We start from the raw sequence: 18,582 nt of genomic DNA, 5'->3' as shown, positions 1-18,582 counted from the left end.
TGAGTTTACCGTTTCGGCTTCGCGACGACGCTCCGCGCGGCTCGTCTGATCAGGAGCTGTCCGAGGTGGCCGGAACCACCGCATAGGGCCGCTGCTTGGCGACTAACGGACGCGCCCCTGGCGGGCGGGCGGGAGACTTGCGAACCCCGGACCCGGACGCGCGCCTTCCCGTGACGCGCCATGATGTTTGGCCCTATCGCTCGGCCCGCGGGGCCTCGCTGCTTGAGGGCAGGAGGACCGCGGAACCCGCGTCGAGACCAGCACCGGCCGCTCAGGAACATAGGAGTTCCCGACGCAGCCCCCGCTCGAACCGCTCCCGCCGCGACAAGCTCGCAAGGCCTTGCGCCCTCCCCCGCGACGGAACCCCCAAATGCTGCCGCAGCCCCGAACCGACGTCGGAAAGTCGGGGATGGAAAAACGCAAGGCGCTGAAAGGGTGAGGAAAGAAGGAAGAAGTCGTGACGATTTCGCGGGCCATGTCGCCGCATGGAAGGAACGCGGACGTCCACGTCCGCGACTTGCAGCGCCGCCGGATTCGCGGACCTGGAGGTCCGCGCTCCTTTAAGGTTTGCGGAACGCATCGGACGGGCCGGTGTTTCACCCTCCATCCGTCAGGCTCCGCCTGCCACCTTCCCCCGCAAGGGGGGAAGGACAGGCGTGGCCCGGCGGCGATGACGCCGCCGTGCCTCAGGCCGACCGCGCCTTGATCGGCGCCGCGCCGTCGGCGAGGGATTCGTTCAGGTAGACCTCGGCTTCCTGGGCGTTCAGCGCGGGGGCGTAGCCGAAGCCTTGGCCGTAGTGGCACTGGGCGTCGATCAGGCGGCGCGCCAGGCCTGCGTTCTCGACCCCTTCGGCCACCACTTCCAGCGACAGGTCGCGCCCCAGGGCGACCACCGACTTCACGATCTTGGCCGAGCCCTCGTCCTTGTCCATCGTCAGCACGAAGTAGCGGTCGATCTTCAGCGTGTCGAAGGGCAGCTTGGCCAGCCAGGTCAGGGACGAGAAGCCGGTGCCGAAGTCGTCCAGCGCCAGCGAGGCCCCTGCGGCCTTCAGCCGGCTCAGCACCTCGGCGGCGCGCGCGGTGTCGCGCATGATGTCGCCCTCGGTGACCTCCAGCTTCAGCGCGCCGCGCGGCAGGCCGGCGTCCGCGATGACGCGTGAGACGTCCTCCACCAGATTGGGCCGCTCGATCTCGCCCACCGACAGGTTGACGCTGCAGAACAGGGCGCCCGCCGAGGGGTGGCGCCGCAGCCATTCCGCCAGCTGGCGCGACGCCCGCGTCATCATCAGCAGGCCGAGATCGTTCATCAGGCCCATCTCGTCGGTCAGGCCCAGGAATTCGTCCGGCGGCACCAGGCCGCGCGTCGGATGCCGCCACCGGGCCAGGGCCTCGAACCCGGCCACCGCGCCGCTCGACAGGTTCACGATCGGCTGGAAGAAGGGCTCGATCTCGCCGCGCACGAAGGCGTTGCGCAGGTCCGCCTCCATGGCCAGCCGGCTGAGACTGTCGCTTTCCAGCGCGCGGCCATAGGCGGCGGCCCCGCCGCGCCCGGCGGTCTTGGCTTGTTCCACCGCCAGCTCGACCCGCCGCAGCAGTTCGCCCGCGTCCGGCGCGTCGGGCCCGCCCTCGGCGTCCACCGCGCCGATGGAGACGGTCGGATAGATGTCGAAGCCGGCGACGCGCAGCGGCTGTTCCAGCGCCTCGCGCAGGCGGTCGGCGGGCGCGCGGCCGCCGGGCGAGGCGCGGCACACCACGGCGAACTCGTCCTCGCCGATGCGGGACGGCGCGGCCTCGGGCGGAAAGGCGGCGGCCAGGCGCGAACCCAGCGCCGACAGGACCATGTCGGCCCGCTCGTGCCCCAACGCCTCGTTCAGGCGGCGCAGCCGGTCCACGTCGGCCACCACGATCTCCACCGGGCCCGTCCGCGACAGGGTCTCGGCCACCCGCGCGACGAAGGCGCGGCGGTCCAGCAGACCTGTGAGGGGGTCGCGGTCGGAGCCGGAAAACTTCACGTCGCAGGCGACGAGGCCGGCCGCCCTCAGCCCGTCCTCCAGCCAGACGCCGCGCCAGACCGCCAGGCGGCCGTCGCGCATGCGCAGACGCAGCGCGACCTCGGCGCCCTCAGGCTGAGGTTTCAGCAGGCCTTCGGCCAGCGATCTGTCCTGCGGCAGGGTCAGGGCGACGAAGGCGGCGCTGGAGCATTCCGGGGCCAGAGGGCCCAGCCCCAGGGCGCCGGTAGCGCCGGTGAAGCGCAGGCGGTCGGCCCCCGGCGTCCACTCCCACAGCGCGGCCTCGGCTCCCGCCAGAGCCTCGATCGCTGTGGTCGCGTCCCACGCGAGGGCTCTGGACCGGGTCTGCACGCCCCAGGGGCTCCCTGAAATTCTTGACGCGCCCGGGCCGTCATGGCGCGTCGCGCACCCTCCCGAACAGAAGATGATCTGCCCATTCGCCGTTAATTTTGAGATAAGCCCGCGCCCGGCCCTCGGGCTCGAACCCCGCCTTTTCCAGCACCCGGCGCGAGGCGTGGTTGGTGGGGACGCAGGCCGCCTCCACCCGGTGCAGACCCAGATCGGCGAAGGCGTGATCCACCATGGCCCGCACGGCGGCCGTGCCCAGCCCCCTCCCTGCGAAGGGACGCCCGATCCAGTAGCCGAGGGTGCCCGTCTCGGCCACGCCGCGCCGCACGTTCGACAGGGTGATGGCCCCGACCAGATCGTCCCGGGCGAAGACGAACATGGGCCAGGCGGCCCCCGCCTCCTGTTCCCTCGCATAGATCGCCAAACGGCGACGAAAGGCGGTGCGGCTCAGATCGTCCTCAGGCCAGGTCGGCTCCCACGGCGTCAGGTAGTCGCGCGATTCGGCCCTCAGCGCGGCCCAGGCCGCATGATCTCCGGCACGAGGGGCGCGCAGGGTGACGCCGTGGGCGGCCACGCCCGGGCTCATCCGCTCGCCGATCCAGTCCAGCAGGGCCATGTCGATCAGCTAACGCCCGAAACGCCCGTTCGGCAACCGGCGCGCGGACCTCCGTGAGCCTAACCGGCCAGCGCCTCGGCGAAGACGCGCCCGGCCCCGTGCGCCGCGGCGGGGCCCAGAACGGCCGCGGCGCTGCGTCCGTCCAGGGCCAGCCGGGCGGCGGCGCGCACCGTCTCGACGGTCTGTTCGCGCACGCGGGCCACCGAAACCTCCGCCGGAATCGGCGCGCCGAAGATCAGGGTCTGGGCCGCCGCCCGGCCCGCGCGCGACGTCGGGCTCTCGTCGGACATCAGCAGCCCCGCGACCTGAACGGCCTTGGCCCGCGCCAGCTCGGCCTCGGTCGGACCCCGCGTCGCCAGGTCGTGCATCTCGCGCGCGCAGACCCGGGCCAGGGTCTCAGCGCGGTCGGGCGCGCAGCCGGCGTAGACGCCCATCAGGCCGGTCTCGTCATAGGCGTCGAACCAGGCGTCGATCGCATAGGCCAGCCCCAGCTCCTCGCGCCCCTTCTGGAACAGACGCGACGCCATGCCCCCGCCCAGGATTTCGGCCAGCAGGCGGGTCGCGGGATACAGCGCGTCGCGCACGCCGCACGCCGGGGCCAGGAAGACCAGATTGGCCTGCTCGATCCGCCGCCGAAGCGCCGCCTGACCCCCGACGAAACGGGCCGTCTCCGGCGGCGTCGCGGCGGGCCCGGACGCGTCGCCGAACCGGCGGGCCACCGCCTCGACCAGCCGGTGCGCATCGACGGCGCCGGAGGCCGCGACCACCAGCCGCTCGGGGGCATACAGGGCCGCGCGCCAGGCCTCGACGTCCGTGCGCGTCGCCGGCTTCAGCGCCGCGACCGTGCCCAGGATCGGCCGTCCCAGCGGCTGGTCCGGATAGGCCTGGGCCTGGGCCATTTCGAAGACGTGGTCGTCGGGCGTGTCGAAGGCGTCGGCGATCTCCTGGGCCACCACGTCCTTCTCGCGGTCGATCTCGGCCGGATCCAGCGTGGGCCGCAGGATCAGGTCGGAGACGACCTGCAGCGCCATGTCCAGCGAGCCGTCGACGCCGCGCACCTCGAACGACGTGCGCTCGTGGCCGGTGGCGGCGTTGACATGACCCCCCTCGCGCTCCACGCGCTCCACGATCTCGCGCGCGTCCATGTCGCCGGCGCCCTTGAAGACCAGGTGCTCCAGGAAGTGCGACCAGCCGGCGCGGGCGGGCCCCTCCCAACGGGAGCCGCCGCCGACGGTGACGGTCAGGGCGAAGGTCTTCAGCCCCGGCATGGGGTCGGCTGTGACGCGGACGCCGTTGGACAGGGTTGTGAGCGTGGGGGTCAGGGCGCGGGCTTTCTCAGGCGTCGGCGAAGCAGGGCCACATAGAAGCCGACCAGCGCGATCGCCAGCCCGAACCACGTCAGGGCATAGCCGAGGTGGTTGTTGGAAAAGGCGGGCGGCGGGGGGGCGGCCTGCAAGGCCAGCCACTCGGGCAGGGGCGAGGTCTCGGCGTAGAGCACCCAAGGCGGAGGCGGCTCGCTCAGGCCCAGGGCCTCGCCCATGGCGGCGGCGTCGCGGGCGAAGAAGCGGCCGTTCGACGGCGGCGGGGCAAAGGGGCTGGGCGCGTCGACGGCGCGCACCTGGGCCGTCCAATAGGGAATGAGGCCGGGGCCGGCCGGAGGGACGTTCGTGGCGGGCGGCCGCGCGCTGATCTTTTCCGACACGAAGCCCATGTCGACCAACCAGCCCCGGCAGGCGGAGATTAGGCGCACGCCCGGCTCGCCCTCGTGGATGGTCTGCAGTTCGACGTAGGGCCGGTTGCGCATGTCGCAGCCGGCGACGACGCGGCGGAACTCCGGATCGGGGAGGTCGCCGACCTCGGCCAGATCGACGGGCGGTTGGTCGCGCGCCGCCTCAGCTTGGGCGATCAGCCCCTCTTTCCACGAGAGCCGCCGCAACTGCCACGTGCCCAGAGAGACGAGAGCCGCCAGGGCCGCGACGGTGACGACGGTCAGGATCCAGGGGAAACGCTTCATCGTCCTTCTCCCGCAAGGGGAGAAAGATCACTCACCCAAACGTCACGTAGACGAAGGCGAACAGGAACAGCCAGACCACGTCCACGAAGTGCCAGTACCAGGCCGCGGCCTCGAACCCGAAATGCTTCTCCGGCGAGAACTGGCCGGCCATCAGGCGCAGCAGGCAGACCGTCAGGAACAGGGTGCCGATCAGCACGTGGAAGCCGTGGAAGCCCGTCGCCATGAAGAAGATCGAGCCGTACAGGCCCGAGTTGGCCGCCGCCTCGTTGAAGAACAGGTTCTCGTGGATGATGTGCTGGTACTCATAAGCCTGAACCGCCGTGAACAGCACGCCCAGCAGGACGGTGATCAGCAGGCCCGTCTTGGCCGCCTTGCGGTCGCCGACCTGCAGCGCGTGGTGGGCCCAGGTCACGGTGGTGCCCGACAGCAGCAGGATGACGGTGTTCAGCAGCGGCAGGGCCCAGGGGTCCAGGGTGTGCACGCCGCGCGGCGGCCAGATCATGCCGCCGTCGGAACCGGCCCAGGCGGCCGCCGTGTCGGCCCACAGGCCCACCTGCGGGATGGCGGCGCGCGCTTCGTTGAAGATCGCCATCTCGAAGAACATCCAGAAGAAGGCGGCGAAGAACATCACCTCCGAGGCGATGAACAGCACCATGCCGTAGCGCAGGCCGATCGACACCACCGGCGTGTGATCGCCCTTGTGGCTTTCCTTGATCACGTCCGACCACCAGCCGAACATCGAGTACAGCACCCCCGCCAGGCCGGCGAAGAACAGCCAGCTGGTCCCCTCCGGCAGGCCGAGCACCCCCTTCATCCAAGCCACCGCGCCGATCATCATCACCGTCACGGCGATGGAGGCGACCAGCGGCCAGGGGCTGGGATCGACCAGGTGATAGTCGTGGTGCGGGGCGGCGTGGGCGTCGGCCATGTGTCTCGGTCGTCTCTTGGGAAACGGGATTTGGGGGTGGCTATAGCGCCCGCCTCGGCGGGACGCCAGACCTCAACCGGCCACGGCCTGATCGAAGTCCTTGGTCGGCCAGAAGGTGTAGCTGAGCGTGATTTCGGCGATGCCGCGACCCTCGCGGTCGGTCGCCATCTCCGGGGCGATGAAGTATTGGACCGGGAAGGCCACGGTGGCGCCCGGCGCGATCACCTGGCCCTCGAAACAGAAGCACTGCAGCTTCTGGAAATAGGGGCCCGCCTTCTCCGGCACGACGTTGTAGGCGGCCGTGGCGCCCACGGGCCGGTCGGACGTGTTGGTGACGTCGAACCAGGCCATGCCCGTCTCGCCGATGCGCAGCCTTTGGCGAACCTGGCGCGCCTTGAAGGTCAGGGGCAGGTCCCGCACGTTGGTGTCGAACCGCACCATGACGGTGTCTTCCAGCACGATTTTCGAAGGCTCGTCCGCCCGCATGGTCGTGCCGTCGAATCCGGTGACGCGGCAGAACAGGTCGTACAGCGGCACGGCGGCGAAGGCGGCGCCGGTCATCAGCAGGACGGTCCCGGCGCAGGCGGCGGCGATGGCGTGGTCCTTCCTCATCGCGGAGCCTCCGCGACGGCGTTGGCACGCATGGCGCGGGCCTCTTCCATGTTGCGCTGCATGCGCAGGAAGGTGGTCAGGAAGACCAGCACCATGAAGGCCACCAGACCGCCGGCGATCCACAGATTGCGGCGCTTGCGGGCGGCCAGTTCCTGATCGGTCAGACGCATGTGGGGCACTCCAGAGCGCTCGCCGGCAGATGTTCGATCAGCAGGGCGGCGAACAGCGCCGACAGCCACAGGATCGAATAGGCGAACAGGTTTCGCGCCGGTTTGGCCTCGGCGCGGACGTCGTACAATGCGGCCTCTCGACCCACGGCCTCGGCCTTGTCCGGCTGGTCGCCCGCGCGGCTGCGATACAGGCGCCACGCCAGCAGCAGGAACAGCGCCCCGCCCGCAACCGACACCGCCAGATAGCCGCGCCCGCCCAGGCCCACGAAGGCGGGCAGGACCGCGACCGGGACCAGGATCAAAGAATACAGCAGCACCTGCAGCCGCGTGGACCTGGCGCCGCGCGCCACCGGCATCATGGGGATTCCGGCGCGGGCGTAGTCGCCGGCCGAGTACAGCGCCAGGGCCCAGCTGTGCGGCGGTGTCCACAGGAAGATGATCAGGAACAGCAGCCACGCCTGCCACGGCGCCTCGCCGGTGGCCGCGGCCCAGCCGATCACCGGCGGGAACGCGCCGGCCGCGCCCCCGATGACGATGTTCTGGGCGGTCCGCCGCTTCAGCATCAGGGTGTAGAAGACGGCGTAATAGACGATGGTCATCGCCAGAAGGCCGGCGGCGAACCAGCTGGCGTTCATGCCCAGCAGGGTGACCGAGAACAGGCTCAGCACCGCGCCGAACGCCAGGGCGTCGTTCTTGCGCACGCGGCCCGATGCGGTCGGGCGCCCGCGCGTGCGGCGCATCAGGGCGTCGGTCTCGCTCTCCAGCGCCATGTTGAAGGCGCCGGCCGCCCCGGCCCCCACGGCGATGCACAGGACCGCGATCAGGCCCTCCCACAGTCGCGGATCGCCCGGCGCCGCGAACAGGCCGGTCAGGGCGGTGAACACCACCAGCGACATCACCCGCGGCTTCAGCAGCTGGAACCATTCCTCCGGCTGGGTGGTGCTCAGGACTGTGGGGGGCGCGGGAGGGGTCATGGGTCCAGTCACCTCTCCATCGCCGAAGGGCGGTGGGGAGGACAGGCGCCGAAGGCGCCAGGAGGGGGCGACGCCGACGTGAGGATCAGAGGCTCGGACCATCAGCCTGAGCCGCCCCCTCCTGGTCGCTGTCGCGACCGGTCCTCCCCATGCGCCTTCGCGCACGGGGAGGTGACGTTCTTCAGTGGCGCTCGGTCGGCTTGATGACCGGCAGTTCGTTGAACTGGTGGTGCGGCGGCGGGCTGGACAGGGTCCATTCCAGCGTCGTCGCGCCCTCGCCCCACGGGTTCGGCACGCCCTTGCGGCGACGCACCGCGGCCTCGACCAGCACGGCCAGGAAGACGACCACGCCGACCGCCGTGATGGCGTAGCCCCAGGACGAGACCTGGTTCCACAGGGTGTAGGCCTCAGGATAGTCCACATAGCGGCGCGGCATGCCCTGCAGACCCAGGAAGTGCTGCGGGAAGAAGATCACGTTCACGCCGACGAACATGATCCAGAAGTGCGCGGCGCCCAGGAACTCGTTGTACTTCACGCCGAACATCTTTTCGAACCAGTAGTAGAAGCCCGCGAAGATGGCGAACACCGCGCCCAGCGACAGCACGTAGTGGAAGTGCGCCACGACGTAATAGGTGTCGTGCAGGCTGTAATCGATGCCCGCGTTGGACAGCACCACGCCGGTCACGCCGCCGACGGTGAACAGGAAGATGAAGCCCATCGCCCACAGCATGGGCGTCTTGAAGTCCAGCGAGCCGCCCCACATCGTGGCGATCCAGCTGAAGATCTTCACCCCCGTGGGCACGGCGATGATCATGGTCGCGGCGATGAAATAGGCCCGCAGGTTCACCGTCATGCCGACCGTGTACATGTGGTGCGCCCACACGATGAAGCCGATGAAGCCGATGGCCACCATCGCATAGGCCATGGCCAGATAGCCGAAGACCGGCTTGCGGCTGAAGGTCGAGACGATGTGGCTGATGATGCCGAAGCCCGGCAGGATCAGGATGTAGACCTCCGGGTGGCCGAAGAACCAGAACAGGTGCTGGAACATCACCGGATCGCCGCCGCCGGTCGGGTCGAAGAACGACGTGCCGAAGTTGCGGTCGGTCAGCAGCATGGTGATGGCGCCCGCCAGGACCGGCAGGCTCAGCAGCAGCAGGAAGGCCGTGACCAGCACCGACCAGGCGAACAGCGGCATCCGGTGCAGGGTCATGCCCGGCGCGCGCATGTTGAAGATGGTGGTGATGAAGTTGATCGCCCCCAGAATCGAGCTGGCCCCCGCCACGTGCAGCGAGAAGATGGCCAGGTCCATGGCCGGGCCGGTGTGGCCGGTCGTGGACAGGGGCGGATAGATGGTCCAGCCCCCGCCGAAGCCCTTGCCGGGCCCGCCGTCCACGAACATCGACAGGCACAGCAGCACCCAGGCGGCGACCAGCAGCCAGAACGACACGTTGTTCATGCGCGGGAAGGCCATGTCCGGCGCCCCGATCATGATCGGCACGAACCAGTTGCCGAAGCCGCCGATCATCGCCGGCATGACCATGAAGAAGATCATGATCAGGGCGTGGGCCGTGACGGTGACGTTGTAGCCGTGCTTGGACTGTTCGATCAGGCCCAGGAGGCTGATCGAGGAGTTCTCGGCGAACACCTGCATGCCCGGCTCCGCCAGTTCCCAGCGGATCAGGCCGGACAGGGCGCCGCCCACGATGCCCGCCATGATGGCGAACAGCAGGTACAGCGTGCCGATGTCCTTGTGGTTGGTGGACAGGAACCAGCGGGTGAAGAAGCCCGGCTTGTGGTCGTGGTCGTCGTGACCGTAGGCGGCGGCGGTGGCCATGTCTGTCGGCTCTCTCGCGTCTCTTTACTGGGCGGCGGCCGGCGCGGCGGCCGGAGCGGAAGCGGCGGCGGGCGCCGCGGCAGGGTCGGTCTGGGTCGGGGCCGGGGCGGCCGCGTCGGTGGTCGCGCCCACGGTCGGGGCGGCGGCCGGAGCGGTCGCGGCGGGGACGGCGGCGGGGGCCGCCGGCGTCATGGAGCCGCCCCTGGAGGCGACCCAGGCGGCGAACTCGGCCTCGGTCACGACGCGGATCTCCAGCGGCATGAAGGCGTGGTCGACGCCGCACAGCTCCGAGCATTGGCCGTAATAGGTGCCGACGCGGTCGGCGCGGAACCAGGTCTCGTTGGTGCGGCCGGGCACGGCGTCGGTCTTCAGGCCGAAGGCCGGCAGGGCGACGGCGTGGATCACGTCCGACGCGGTGACCAGCAGCTTCACGGTCTGGCCGACCGGCACCACCATCGGCTCGTCGGCGGCCAGGCGATACGGCACGCCGCGGGCGCGGGCCTCGTCTTCCGGCAGCATGCTGGAGATGTATTCCGCCACGCCCTGGTCCGGGTACTCATAGGCCCAGTTCCACTGGTTGCCGGTGACCTTCACCGTCAGATCGGGCTCCGGCATGTTCTCATAGGCGAACAGCAGGCGGAACGAGAACAGGGCGATCCCCACCAGGATGAAGACCGGCACGATCGTCCAGAGCACCTCGATGGCGGTGTTGTGGCTCCACCTGGCGGGCACCGGGTTGGACTTCTTGTTGTAGCGGATCACCACCCAGATCAGCAGGCCAAGCACCAGCAGGCTGATCAACACGATGGTCGGCATCAGGACCCAGTTGTGGAACCAGGTGGCCTGTTCCTTCAGCGGCGAGGCGCTGTCTTGCAGACCGATGCCGCCCGGCGTGGGCTGGCCCAGATACTCCTGCGCCTGCGTCGCCCCGGTCGCCATGACCGAGCCGATGAAGGCCGAAATCGCCAGGGCGGAGGTGCCTGGTTTCATGCGTGGTTTCCCTAGTCCTTGCCCCGCCGATTTCCCGGCGCGGAGCGGTCGCCGAACGGCCCCCGGGACGAGGTCCCGGCGGCTTTGGGGCGGTCCTTATCGCCCGCGGAGCCCTTTGCCAAGGCGGCGGGGCGCGACCTGATCCCGCACCGCGTCCGCGCGCCGCATGAATTCGCCGTCATGTTTCGCAAGCTACCTTGCCACGCAAGCTACCTTGTCATACGCATGGGGTCGTCAAGGGAGACCCACACCGTGCCCGAGCACATCGACACGCAGCTGAAGAAGGGGGTGCTGACGCTCTGCGTCCTGGCGCTTCTGAACCGGCGCGACGGCTACGCCTACGACATCGCCGCAGACCTTTCGAAGGCCATCGGCATGGGCGAAGGCACCATCTATCCGCTGATGCGGCGGATGCAGACCGACGGACTGGTCGAGACCTATCTGGTCGAATCCGCCGCCGGGCCGTCCCGCAAATACTATCGCCTGACCGCCGCCGGCCGTCGGGCGCTCGAAGCCCAGACCGCGGAATGGCGCACCTTCGCCGACGCGGTCGAGGCCGTCCTGGCCGAGCCCGTTCCGGCGCCGGCCGAAACCAAAGGGGAGCTGACCACATGACCCGCGCGGAATTCATCTCGCGCCTGAAGAAGGGGCTGGTGGGCCTGTCCGCCCCCGCCGCCGACGAGATCGTCCAGGACTATGAGGCGCACTTCGACGCCGGCGCGGCCGACGGCCGTTCCGAGGCCGAGGTGGCCGCCGCGCTCGGCGACCCCGACCGTCTGGCCCGCGAGCTGCGGGCCGAGGCCGGCGCCCGCGCCTGGAACCAGCAGCCGGGCGCCTCGTCCGCCGCGGGCGCCATCTTCGCCATCATCGGCCTGGGCGCCATCGACATCCTGATCCTGCTGCCCATCGTCCTGCCGGTGTTCGGCAGCCTGGTGGCGGTGCTGGTGTCGGGCATCGGCGTCTTCCTGGCCGGGGGCTTCACCCTGGTGGCCGGGCCGTTCCTGGACCCCCCGGGCGGACCGGCCGTAGCGCTCTTGGGCGGCGTCGGCGTCATGGGTCTGGGCATCTTCATGACCGCGCTGTGCGCCGTCTTCGTCAAATGGCTGATCGACGCCACGGTCTGGTACGCGCGCCTGCACTATCGCGTGCTGAAGCCCGCGCTCGACCAGGGCCGGATCTGAGGGAGGGACTGACATGATCCGCAATCTTCTCATCATCATGGGCGTGGGCCTGGTCATGGCCGTGGTCGGCATCGGCGGCGCCTTCGCCGTCGGCGGCCCCGCCATCATGCGCGATGGCTTTAGCTGGACCTGGGACGGCGAGGGCGACTGGGTCCGCGTCAGTCACGAGGGCCGCGGCGATCGCGGTCCCGAGATCACCCGCACCCTGGAATGGACCGGCGGCGACCGCCTGGTCCTGGACGCCGCCGCCGACGTGGTCTTCACCCAGGGCGACGTGGCCTCGGTCACCGTCACCGGTCCGGAGCGGCGCGTGAACGCGCTGAAGCTGGAGAACGGCCGCCTGTTCGTCGAGGGCGCCGAGGTCTGGGGCGGGTGGCGCGATCAGGTCCGCGTGACCATCACCGCGCCGAACGTCTCGACCTTCGAGCTGAACGGCTCGCAGGAGCTGTCCCTCCGCGCCATCGACGTGCCGACCTTGCGGATCGCCATCTCCGGCTCCGGCGAGGTCGTGGCCGAGGGACGCGCCCAGACGCTGGATCTGGACGTCTCCGGCTCGGGCGAGGCGGACCTGACGGCCCTGACGGTCGTCGACGCCGACGTGGACGTCTCGGGCTCGGGCGAAGTGGACGTCGGCCCCACCGGCCGCGCGACGATCGACATCTCGGGCTCGGGCGACGTCGACCTGACCCGCCGACCGACCTCGGTCCAGTCGAACGTCTCGGGCTCCGGCGACGTCAACGACGCCTGGTGACGGACAAGGCGGAAGGAGTGCGAACGCCTTCCGCCTACGTCCGTGCCGACAGGGCTGGTTCGTCACGAAGGACACCAAGAAGGCACGAAGGGCACTAAGAGGCCTGTGCCCAGCGGCTGCGCGCAGCGCATCCTCGTCTCCCTTCGACGAAGGGAACGCCTGCGGCGTGTTCGCGCTCGGTGGCTTGGTGTCCTTCGTGGCTTTCCCTTCCTTGGTGTCCTTGGTGAAGAACCAGCCGGCTTCTCCGCGGGGGCGCCGTCGGGGGTGACGCGCCCCTTCCGCCGTCCTATCTGCACGGCATGACCGCACACGTCCCCCCGCCGCCCCTGCTCGAAACCGCCGGCGTCGATCCCGAAGAGGCCCTGTCGATCTTGCGCGGCGCCCTGGCCGGGGCCGACGACGGGGAGCTGTTCCTGGAGCGGTCCGAGCTGGAATCCCTCGTCTTCGACGACGGACGGCTTAAGGGGGCGAACTACGACGCGACCGAAGGCTTCGGCCTGCGCGTCGTGGCGGGCGAGACCGCCGGTTATGCCCATGCCAACGAGATCACCGCCGACGCCATCCGTCGCGCGGCCGGGGCGGCGTCGCTGGCCAAGGCGGGCCATGCAGGCGTGACCGCCGAGGGTCCGCGCGCCACCAACCAGTCGCTGTACCCGCCGCTGGATCCGCTGGCGGCGCCCGGATTTTCGGACAAGATCGCCCTGCTGCAGGAGATCGACGCCTGGGCCCGTGCCCGCGACCCGCGCGTGGTGCAGGTCTCGGCCAGCCTGATCGGCGAGCGCCGCTCCATCGAGATCCTCCGCGCCGAGGGGCGCTCCGTTCGCGACGTGCGCCCGCTGGTCCGCTTCAACGTCTCGGTCACGGTGGAGAAGGACGGCCGGCGCGAGACCGCGTCCGCGGGCGCCGGCGGCCGCGCGGGCTTCGAGGAATGGACCGCGCCCGAACGCTGGCGGGCCCAGGTCGACGAATGCCTGCGTCAGGCGCTGGTGAATCTGGAAGCGGTCGACTGCCCCGCCGGAGAGATGGACGTGGTCATGGGCGCCGGCTGGCCCGGCGTGCTGCTGCACGAGGCGGTGGGCCACGGCTTCGAGGGCGACTTCCACCGCAAGGGCTCGTCGGTCTTCACCGGCATGATGGGCAAGCGCGTGGCCGCGCCGGGCGTGACCGTGGTCGACGACGGCTCCATCGCCGGTCGCCGCGGCTCGCTGACGGTGGACGACGAGGGCACGCCGACCTCGCGCACCGTGCTGATCGAGGACGGGATCATGGTCGGCCTGATGCACGACCGTCTGTCGGCCCGTCAGATGGGCCAGAAGGCGACCGGCAACGGGCGGCGCCAGTCCTTCGCCCACATCCCCATGCCGCGCATGACCAACACCTTCATGGAGGGGGGCAAGGACAGCCGCGCCGACATGATCGCCTCGACGAAGCGCGGCGTCTACGCCGCCAACTTCGGCGGGGGCCAAGTCGACATCACCAACGGCAAGTTCGTCTTCCAGTGCACCGAGGCCTATCTGATCGAGGATGGGCGCATCACCTCGCCGGTGCGCGGGGCGACCCTGATCGGCGACGGGGCGACGGCGCTGAAGGGGGTCACGATGATCGGCGACGACTTCGCCTTCGACCCCGGCGTCGGTACCTGCGGCAAGGCGGGGCAGGGCGTTCCGGTCGGCATCGGCCAGCCCAGCCTGAAGATCGGCGGTCTGACCGTGGGCGGCACGGCGGTCTGACCCTGAGCGTCGAAACGACGGAAAGACCGGCGAAGTCGTGACGACTTCTCCCGACTTGTCCTTATGAAACAAGAGGCAGGTCTGATCTGAGCGCGACTTGCCGACGTCGGTTCATGGCGGCGCCAGCATTCCGCCATGCGTTCGCGCGGGGCTCTTCATGTGCACTCCGTGCACTCCATGCACTCAAAAATTCCGGTGCAGTGCATGGAGTGCACCTTGTGCACACGACCTTGCCGCCGAGGCTTCGCCGCCTCAGCGCTTCCAGGCCGGGCCGACGATCTCGAAGCCGCGCGCCTCCAGCGTGTCCAGCAAGCCGTTCGGCTCGGCCAGCACGCGCAGGGGCGCGACGGCGAGGGTCGTGCCGTCCTGGGCCAGGGCGCCTTCGGCGCCGGCCAGCCACTGGCGGCGCAGCAGGGCGCCCCACTCCGGGTCGCCCCACGGCCAGCATTCGGTCAGCGCGATCTCCAGGGGCGACTTCATGACGGTCGGCACGTCGAACCTGCGCCAGGCCGCAGCGCGTTCCAGCATGCCTGTTTCGCCCGCTTCCGCCGCCACGATGCCCAGCTGAATGCAGGTCACCCAACTCTCCGGCGGCAGGGTCAGCAGGGCGTCGATGATTTCGTCGCCCCGCACCTCGCTGATTCGCTGGCTGGGCGTGCGGCCGCGGCGTGCGGCGCGGCGCACCGCATCCTCGACCGACGCGCCCTGGTCACGGTTCAGCCGGGTGAGGCCGAACAGCAGCTCGGTGCGGGTCAGAAAGAAGCTCTGCCGCGTCAGGTCGTCCCGCGTCAGGGCGTCCAAGGCCACCAGCCGCTGGTTCCACTCGGGCGACAGATAATCGGCGCTGGTCTTGCCGCGCGGCATGCGGGTCAGGGTGCCCGACCGCCAGATGAGCCGCAGGATGTCGCCCGGCGACACGTTGGCGACGTGCGAATACAGCACCCGGTCGGCCCGCTCGGCCGCCCGCTCCAGGGCGTCGGCCCGCCAGTCCAGGCTCTTGGGCAGGGCCTGGATCGCGCCGACCAGCAGCAGGGTCGATCCGCCGCGCGTCACTTCCCACGTCGGCGCGCCCGAGCGACGGACCTCGACGACCACCTCGTCGACCTCGGTCGCCTCGCCGTCCTGAGCATGGGCGATTGCCGGCACGACCAGCAAGGAAAGGCAGAAAAAGACGACGGTGAATACACGCATAGACTTCTTTCTGCCTCAATGATTACAGTTTCGAAACAATCAACACCTTATTTATGACGGTCATTTAACCTACCTGTCCAGCTTGTAACTGGAAACGGACATTTCGCCTCGTCAGGTTCCCGCCATCGAAGGAGAGGGAACCCCGTGAAGAAGTCGATCCTGCTCGCCGGCGCGGCCGCGCTCGCCCTGGCCGCCACGGCCGCCCAGGCCCAGGAGGCCGCCCCCGCCCCGGCGACGGCGTCCGCCACCGAGACGGCCTCGGGCGTCATCGTCTACCAGCCGGACTTTTTCGCCCAGGCGCGGCCGAACACCGCTCTGGAGATGGTCCAGCGGGTGCCGGGCTTCGGCATCGTCGACGGCGACGGCAGCCGCGGATTCGAGGGCGCGGTCGGCAACGTCCTGATCAACGGCGCGCGGCCGGCTTCCAAGACCGACACCGGCTCGTCCGTGCTGTCCCGCACCCCGGCCTCGCAGGTGGAGCGGATCGAGCTGGTCCGCGGCGGCGCGCCGGGCGTCGACATGCAGGGCTTCCCCCTGGTCGTGAACGTGATCCTCAAGAGCCAGGCCACGATCCAGCATGTGGTCAACGCCAACGCCTTCTTCTTCGAGGGCGCCCCCGATCTCTACGGCGGCAGCTATCAGGTCACCGCCCGGAACGGCGACACGAACTGGAGCCTGACCCTGTCCGACGGCGTCAGCATGAGCGACAGCAACGGCCCCGGCCGCGTCACGCGGACCAACGCCGCCGACGTGGTGACGCGGGACGAGGCGATCGACGGTTTCGCCGGCGGCGGCGGCCAGTCCGCTCGCGCCACCTGGGCCGGGCCGTTCGCCGGAGGCAAGATCGATCTGACCGGCCGGTACGGCGTCGGGGACTTCCGGCAGGAAAGCGTTCAGACCGCGTCCGGCGTCCTGCGCGAGAACGTCAACGCCAACGACTCGACCAGCGGCGAGGTCGGCGCCGTCTACGAGCGGCCGCTCAGCCCAGCGCTGAAGTTCGAAGGGCGGGTCATCCACACCTTCAACGAGACGGAAGGCGCCGCGGTCAACCGCACGCGCCTGGGCGGCGTGGACCAGCCCGAGTCGATCTTCAGCTTCGACGCCAAGTCCTCCGAAAGCATCGTGCGGGGCCAGCTGCGTCACGAAAACGGCGGCGTCACCACCGAAGTCGGCGCCGAGACCGCCTACAACGTGCTGGACACGACCCAGGCCCTGACGGTCGGCGGCGCGCCCATTCCGCTGCCGTCGGACCAGATCAAGGTCGAGGAGGTCCGCATGGAGGCCTTCGCCCGATCGACCTGGCGCATCGACGACGCCCTGACCCTGGAAACCGGCCTCCGGCTGGAGTCGTCCACGATCACCCAGAGCGGCGACGCCGACGCGGAGAAGGATCTGTTCTACGCCAAGCCCCGGGTCCAGCTGACCTGGACTCCAGGCGAGGGAAACCAGTTCCGGTTCCGGGTCGAGCGCGACGTGGGCCAGTTGAACTTCAACGACTTCGCCGCCTCGGCCAATCTGCAGAACGACCAGGTGTTCGGCGGCAACGTCGACCTGGAGCCGGACCAGCGCTGGATCTTCGAAGGCACCTATGAGCGCCGCTTCTGGGGCGACGGCGTGGTCTCGCTGACCCTGCGCCACGACGAGATCTCCGACGTCATCGACCGCGTCCCGCTGGTCGCGGGCCCGACGGCGGTCGGCAACATCGGCGACGGGACCTATGATCAGGCCCGGCTGTCGCTCACCCTGCCCACGGACCGCCTGGGCATCTCCGGGGGGCGCCTGCGCACCACCGCGACCTGGCAGGACTCCAGCGTCACGGATCCGACGACGGGCCGTGAGCGGACCATTTCCGGGATCCGACCCTTCGACGCGAACGTCAGCTTCACCCAGGACATCCAGTCGCTGAAGACCCAGTGGGGCTTCGAATGGCTGCGCGGGTTCGACGAGGCCAACTTCGATCCCAACGTCCGCCAGGACGTCCGGCTGCGGAACTATCGGGTCCTGTTCGCGGAGTGGAAGCCGACGGCGGACCTGTCGCTGCGGGCCCAGGTCAACATCTGGGACGACTTCACCATCACCCGGACCGTCTATGCGAACCGCACGACCCAGGCGGTGGATTACGTCGAGGTGCGCGACGTCGACCCCCGGACCTTCTTCCAGGTTCGGGTGCGCAAGACCTTCTGAGACCGAAGCTCAGCCCAGGCGCGCGATCAGCGCCCGCGCCGCGGCCGGATTGCGGACCTTCGCCCCGGCGATGAAATAGGCGAAGACGTCGCCGCGTTTCGCCCAGTCGCGACACCGGCCGGCGACGGCGTCCAACTCGGGCGCCGTCATGCCGGTCGGCTCCTCCTCCCGGCTGGACATCAGCCGGGCATAGGTGAAGTCGGCGGTGGCCTCATCGATGCGCGGCCACTCCGGCGCCTCGTCGTCCTCGGCATAGACGATGGCGACGCCGTATTTCGCCGCCAGATCGTAGAAGGCCTGCGTCTGGAACGTCGGGTTCCGCACCTCCAGCGCATGCCTCAGCCGCACGCCGTCCCGCTCGGGCGGCAGCAGCTTCAGGAAGCCCTCGAAGTCGTCGGCGTCGAACTTCTTCGTGCCCATGAACTGCCAGTTGATGGGCCCCAGCTTGTCCCCCAGCGCCGTCAGCCCCTGACCCAGGAACCGGTCCATCGACTCGCCCATGTCCGACAGCACCTTGCGGTTGGTGCAGTAGCGGCTGGCCTTGACCGCGAAGACGAAGCCGTCCGGCGTCTCGTCGCGCCACTTCATCCAGCTGTCGGGCTTGAAGGTCGAGTAATAGGTGCCGTTGATCTCGATCGACGTCAGCGCCCGACTGGCGAACTCCAGCTCCTTCTTCTGGCTCAGCTTCTCCGGATAGAAGACCCCGCGCCACGGCTCGTACGTCCAGCCGCCTATGCCGACCCTGACGACGCCGCTCACCGGCGCTGGCGGCGCAGCCGCTCCATTTCGCGCTCGACGGCGGCTTCATGACTGCCGGACAGGGCCATCCAGACCGAGGCCATGTGCGAGGCCAGGCCGATGCCCCAGCCGAGCAGCGGCCAGAAGGCCCAGTTGATGCCGCCGCCGGTCCACCAGTCGATGGCGAACAGGCCGGCGTTGACGATGACGAAGACCATCAGGTGCGAGACCACGCTGCGCTTGGCTTCCACGCGGCGTTCGGCCTGTTCCCTCAGCTTGACGTCGGCGTCGGTCATGTCACATCCCTCC

At 69.7% G+C, this 18,582-nt stretch carries 18 protein-coding genes; 5 read left to right on the top strand and 13 right to left on the bottom strand.

What is annotated here, in order from left to right; all coding sequences use genetic code 11:
* Nucleotides 1-686: 686 nt before the first annotated feature.
* The 10 genes from VGN45_RS01675 to coxB all read right to left on the bottom strand — a co-directional run bounded on the left by VGN45_RS01675 (nucleotide 687) and on the right by coxB (nucleotide 10,498).
* On the bottom strand, nucleotides 687-2,360 hold the full coding sequence (locus VGN45_RS01675; protein WP_327458628.1) for a bifunctional diguanylate cyclase/phosphodiesterase: 1,674 nt from the start codon (nucleotides 2,358-2,360) through the stop codon (nucleotides 687-689).
* 40 nt (nucleotides 2,361-2,400) lie between these two features.
* Nucleotides 2,401-2,973 (bottom strand): GNAT family protein, encoded by a 573-nt coding sequence (locus VGN45_RS01670; protein ID WP_327458626.1) that lies wholly within the window; start codon nucleotides 2,971-2,973, stop codon nucleotides 2,401-2,403.
* 59 nt (nucleotides 2,974-3,032) lie between these two features.
* Complete coding sequence (locus VGN45_RS01665; RefSeq protein ID WP_327458624.1) at nucleotides 3,033-4,241, bottom strand: pitrilysin family protein; 1,209 nt, start codon at nucleotides 4,239-4,241, stop codon at nucleotides 3,033-3,035.
* A 50-nt stretch (nucleotides 4,242-4,291) separates the two neighbouring features.
* Nucleotides 4,292-4,987 (bottom strand): SURF1 family protein, encoded by a 696-nt coding sequence (locus VGN45_RS01660; protein WP_327458622.1) that lies wholly within the window; start codon nucleotides 4,985-4,987, stop codon nucleotides 4,292-4,294.
* A 31-nt stretch (nucleotides 4,988-5,018) separates the two neighbouring features.
* Entirely contained in the window at nucleotides 5,019-5,915 is an 897-nt protein-coding gene (locus VGN45_RS01655) for a cytochrome c oxidase subunit 3 (RefSeq protein ID WP_327458620.1), read from the bottom strand.
* A 72-nt stretch (nucleotides 5,916-5,987) separates the two neighbouring features.
* Nucleotides 5,988-6,527 (bottom strand): cytochrome c oxidase assembly protein, encoded by a 540-nt coding sequence (locus VGN45_RS01650; RefSeq protein WP_327458618.1) that lies wholly within the window; start codon nucleotides 6,525-6,527, stop codon nucleotides 5,988-5,990.
* Nucleotides 6,524-6,697 carry a hypothetical protein gene (locus VGN45_RS01645; RefSeq protein WP_327458616.1) on the bottom strand — a complete coding sequence of 58 codons (174 nt, stop codon included), beginning with the start codon at nucleotides 6,695-6,697 and terminating at the stop codon, nucleotides 6,524-6,526. Before VGN45_RS01645 ends, VGN45_RS01650 begins: the two co-directional genes overlap by 4 nt.
* Nucleotides 6,688-7,671, bottom strand: a complete 984-nt coding sequence (locus VGN45_RS01640; RefSeq protein ID WP_327458614.1) for a heme o synthase — start codon at nucleotides 7,669-7,671, stop codon at nucleotides 6,688-6,690. The genes VGN45_RS01645 and VGN45_RS01640 overlap by 10 nt, the downstream gene beginning before the upstream one ends.
* A gap of 181 nt (nucleotides 7,672-7,852) precedes the next feature.
* Nucleotides 7,853-9,508: a cytochrome c oxidase subunit I gene (gene ctaD, locus VGN45_RS01635; protein WP_327458612.1), complete on the bottom strand. Its 1,656-nt coding sequence runs from the start codon at nucleotides 9,506-9,508 to the stop codon at nucleotides 7,853-7,855.
* 24 nt (nucleotides 9,509-9,532) lie between these two features.
* Entirely contained in the window at nucleotides 9,533-10,498 is a 966-nt protein-coding gene (gene coxB, locus VGN45_RS01630; RefSeq protein ID WP_414643374.1) for a cytochrome c oxidase subunit II, read from the bottom strand.
* A gap of 252 nt (nucleotides 10,499-10,750) precedes the next feature.
* On the opposite strand from coxB, the gene VGN45_RS01625 reads away from it, so the two are divergent.
* The 4 genes from VGN45_RS01625 to tldD all read left to right on the top strand — a co-directional run bounded on the left by VGN45_RS01625 (nucleotide 10,751) and on the right by tldD (nucleotide 14,160).
* The gene (locus VGN45_RS01625; RefSeq protein ID WP_327458610.1) at nucleotides 10,751-11,113 is read left to right on the top strand and encodes a PadR family transcriptional regulator; all 363 of its coding nucleotides are present in this window, start codon (nucleotides 10,751-10,753) and stop codon (nucleotides 11,111-11,113) included.
* Nucleotides 11,110-11,679, top strand: a complete 570-nt coding sequence (locus tag VGN45_RS01620) for a DUF1700 domain-containing protein (protein ID WP_327458608.1) — start codon at nucleotides 11,110-11,112, stop codon at nucleotides 11,677-11,679. The genes VGN45_RS01625 and VGN45_RS01620 overlap by 4 nt, the downstream gene beginning before the upstream one ends.
* A 13-nt stretch (nucleotides 11,680-11,692) precedes the next feature.
* Complete coding sequence (locus VGN45_RS01615; protein WP_327458605.1) at nucleotides 11,693-12,430, top strand: GIN domain-containing protein; 738 nt, start codon at nucleotides 11,693-11,695, stop codon at nucleotides 12,428-12,430.
* Between the two features lie 299 nt (nucleotides 12,431-12,729).
* Nucleotides 12,730-14,160 (top strand): metalloprotease TldD, encoded by a 1,431-nt coding sequence (gene tldD, locus VGN45_RS01610; RefSeq protein WP_327458603.1) that lies wholly within the window; start codon nucleotides 12,730-12,732, stop codon nucleotides 14,158-14,160.
* Between the two features lie 252 nt (nucleotides 14,161-14,412).
* Here the strand turns inward: tldD and VGN45_RS01605 are convergent, their stop codons facing one another.
* Complete coding sequence (locus VGN45_RS01605; RefSeq protein ID WP_327458601.1) at nucleotides 14,413-15,351, bottom strand: TraB/GumN family protein; 939 nt, start codon at nucleotides 15,349-15,351, stop codon at nucleotides 14,413-14,415.
* Between the two features lie 144 nt (nucleotides 15,352-15,495).
* Here VGN45_RS01605 and VGN45_RS01600 point away from each other — a divergent pair, with 144 nt between their 5' ends.
* Complete coding sequence (locus VGN45_RS01600; protein ID WP_327458599.1) at nucleotides 15,496-17,535, top strand: TonB-dependent receptor plug domain-containing protein; 2,040 nt, start codon at nucleotides 15,496-15,498, stop codon at nucleotides 17,533-17,535.
* Between the two features lie 9 nt (nucleotides 17,536-17,544).
* On the opposite strand, the gene VGN45_RS01595 is transcribed toward VGN45_RS01600, so the two are convergent.
* Together VGN45_RS01595 and VGN45_RS01590 are read right to left on the bottom strand one after the other, a co-directional pair.
* Nucleotides 17,545-18,294, bottom strand: coding sequence for a DUF72 domain-containing protein (locus VGN45_RS01595; RefSeq protein WP_327458597.1), 750 nt, complete (start codon nucleotides 18,292-18,294; stop codon nucleotides 17,545-17,547).
* The gene (locus VGN45_RS01590; protein WP_327458595.1) at nucleotides 18,291-18,569 is read right to left on the bottom strand and encodes a 2TM domain-containing protein; all 279 of its coding nucleotides are present in this window, start codon (nucleotides 18,567-18,569) and stop codon (nucleotides 18,291-18,293) included. The genes VGN45_RS01595 and VGN45_RS01590 overlap by 4 nt, the downstream gene beginning before the upstream one ends.
* Nucleotides 18,570-18,582: the final 13 nt, after the last annotated feature.

Source organism: Brevundimonas sp. (genome assembly GCF_035999125.1).
Classification (GTDB): domain Bacteria; phylum Pseudomonadota; class Alphaproteobacteria; order Caulobacterales; family Caulobacteraceae; genus Brevundimonas.
Note: the sequence above shows the minus strand (reverse complement) of the source record. Positions and strands in the feature narration are given on the sequence as shown.

What these genes read in the sequence shown, in the direction of transcription:
- VGN45_RS01670 (WP_327458626.1), bottom strand. Translation starts at nt 2,973, where the DNA reads ATGGCCCTGCTGGACTGGATCGGCGAGCGGATGAGCCCGGGCGTGGCC.
- VGN45_RS01665 (WP_327458624.1), bottom strand. Translation starts at nt 4,241, where the DNA reads ATGCCGGGGCTGAAGACCTTCGCCCTGACCGTCACCGTCGGCGGCGGC.
- VGN45_RS01660 (WP_327458622.1), bottom strand. Translation starts at nt 4,987, where the DNA reads ATGAAGCGTTTCCCCTGGATCCTGACCGTCGTCACCGTCGCGGCCCTG.
- VGN45_RS01655 (WP_327458620.1), bottom strand. Translation starts at nt 5,915, where the DNA reads ATGGCCGACGCCCACGCCGCCCCGCACCACGACTATCACCTGGTCGAT.
- VGN45_RS01650 (WP_327458618.1), bottom strand. Translation starts at nt 6,527, where the DNA reads ATGAGGAAGGACCACGCCATCGCCGCCGCCTGCGCCGGGACCGTCCTG.
- VGN45_RS01645 (WP_327458616.1), bottom strand. Translation starts at nt 6,697, where the DNA reads ATGCGTCTGACCGATCAGGAACTGGCCGCCCGCAAGCGCCGCAATCTG.
- VGN45_RS01640 (WP_327458614.1), bottom strand. Translation starts at nt 7,671, where the DNA reads ATGACCCCTCCCGCGCCCCCCACAGTCCTGAGCACCACCCAGCCGGAG.
- ctaD (WP_327458612.1), bottom strand. Translation starts at nt 9,508, where the DNA reads ATGGCCACCGCCGCCGCCTACGGTCACGACGACCACGACCACAAGCCG.
- coxB (WP_414643374.1), bottom strand. Translation starts at nt 10,498, where the DNA reads ATGAAACCAGGCACCTCCGCCCTGGCGATTTCGGCCTTCATCGGCTCG.
- VGN45_RS01620 (WP_327458608.1), top strand. Translation starts at nt 11,110, where the DNA reads ATGACCCGCGCGGAATTCATCTCGCGCCTGAAGAAGGGGCTGGTGGGC.
- VGN45_RS01615 (WP_327458605.1), top strand. Translation starts at nt 11,693, where the DNA reads ATGATCCGCAATCTTCTCATCATCATGGGCGTGGGCCTGGTCATGGCC.
- tldD (WP_327458603.1), top strand. Translation starts at nt 12,730, where the DNA reads ATGACCGCACACGTCCCCCCGCCGCCCCTGCTCGAAACCGCCGGCGTC.
- VGN45_RS01605 (WP_327458601.1), bottom strand. Translation starts at nt 15,351, where the DNA reads ATGCGTGTATTCACCGTCGTCTTTTTCTGCCTTTCCTTGCTGGTCGTG.
- VGN45_RS01590 (WP_327458595.1), bottom strand. Translation starts at nt 18,569, where the DNA reads ATGACCGACGCCGACGTCAAGCTGAGGGAACAGGCCGAACGCCGCGTG.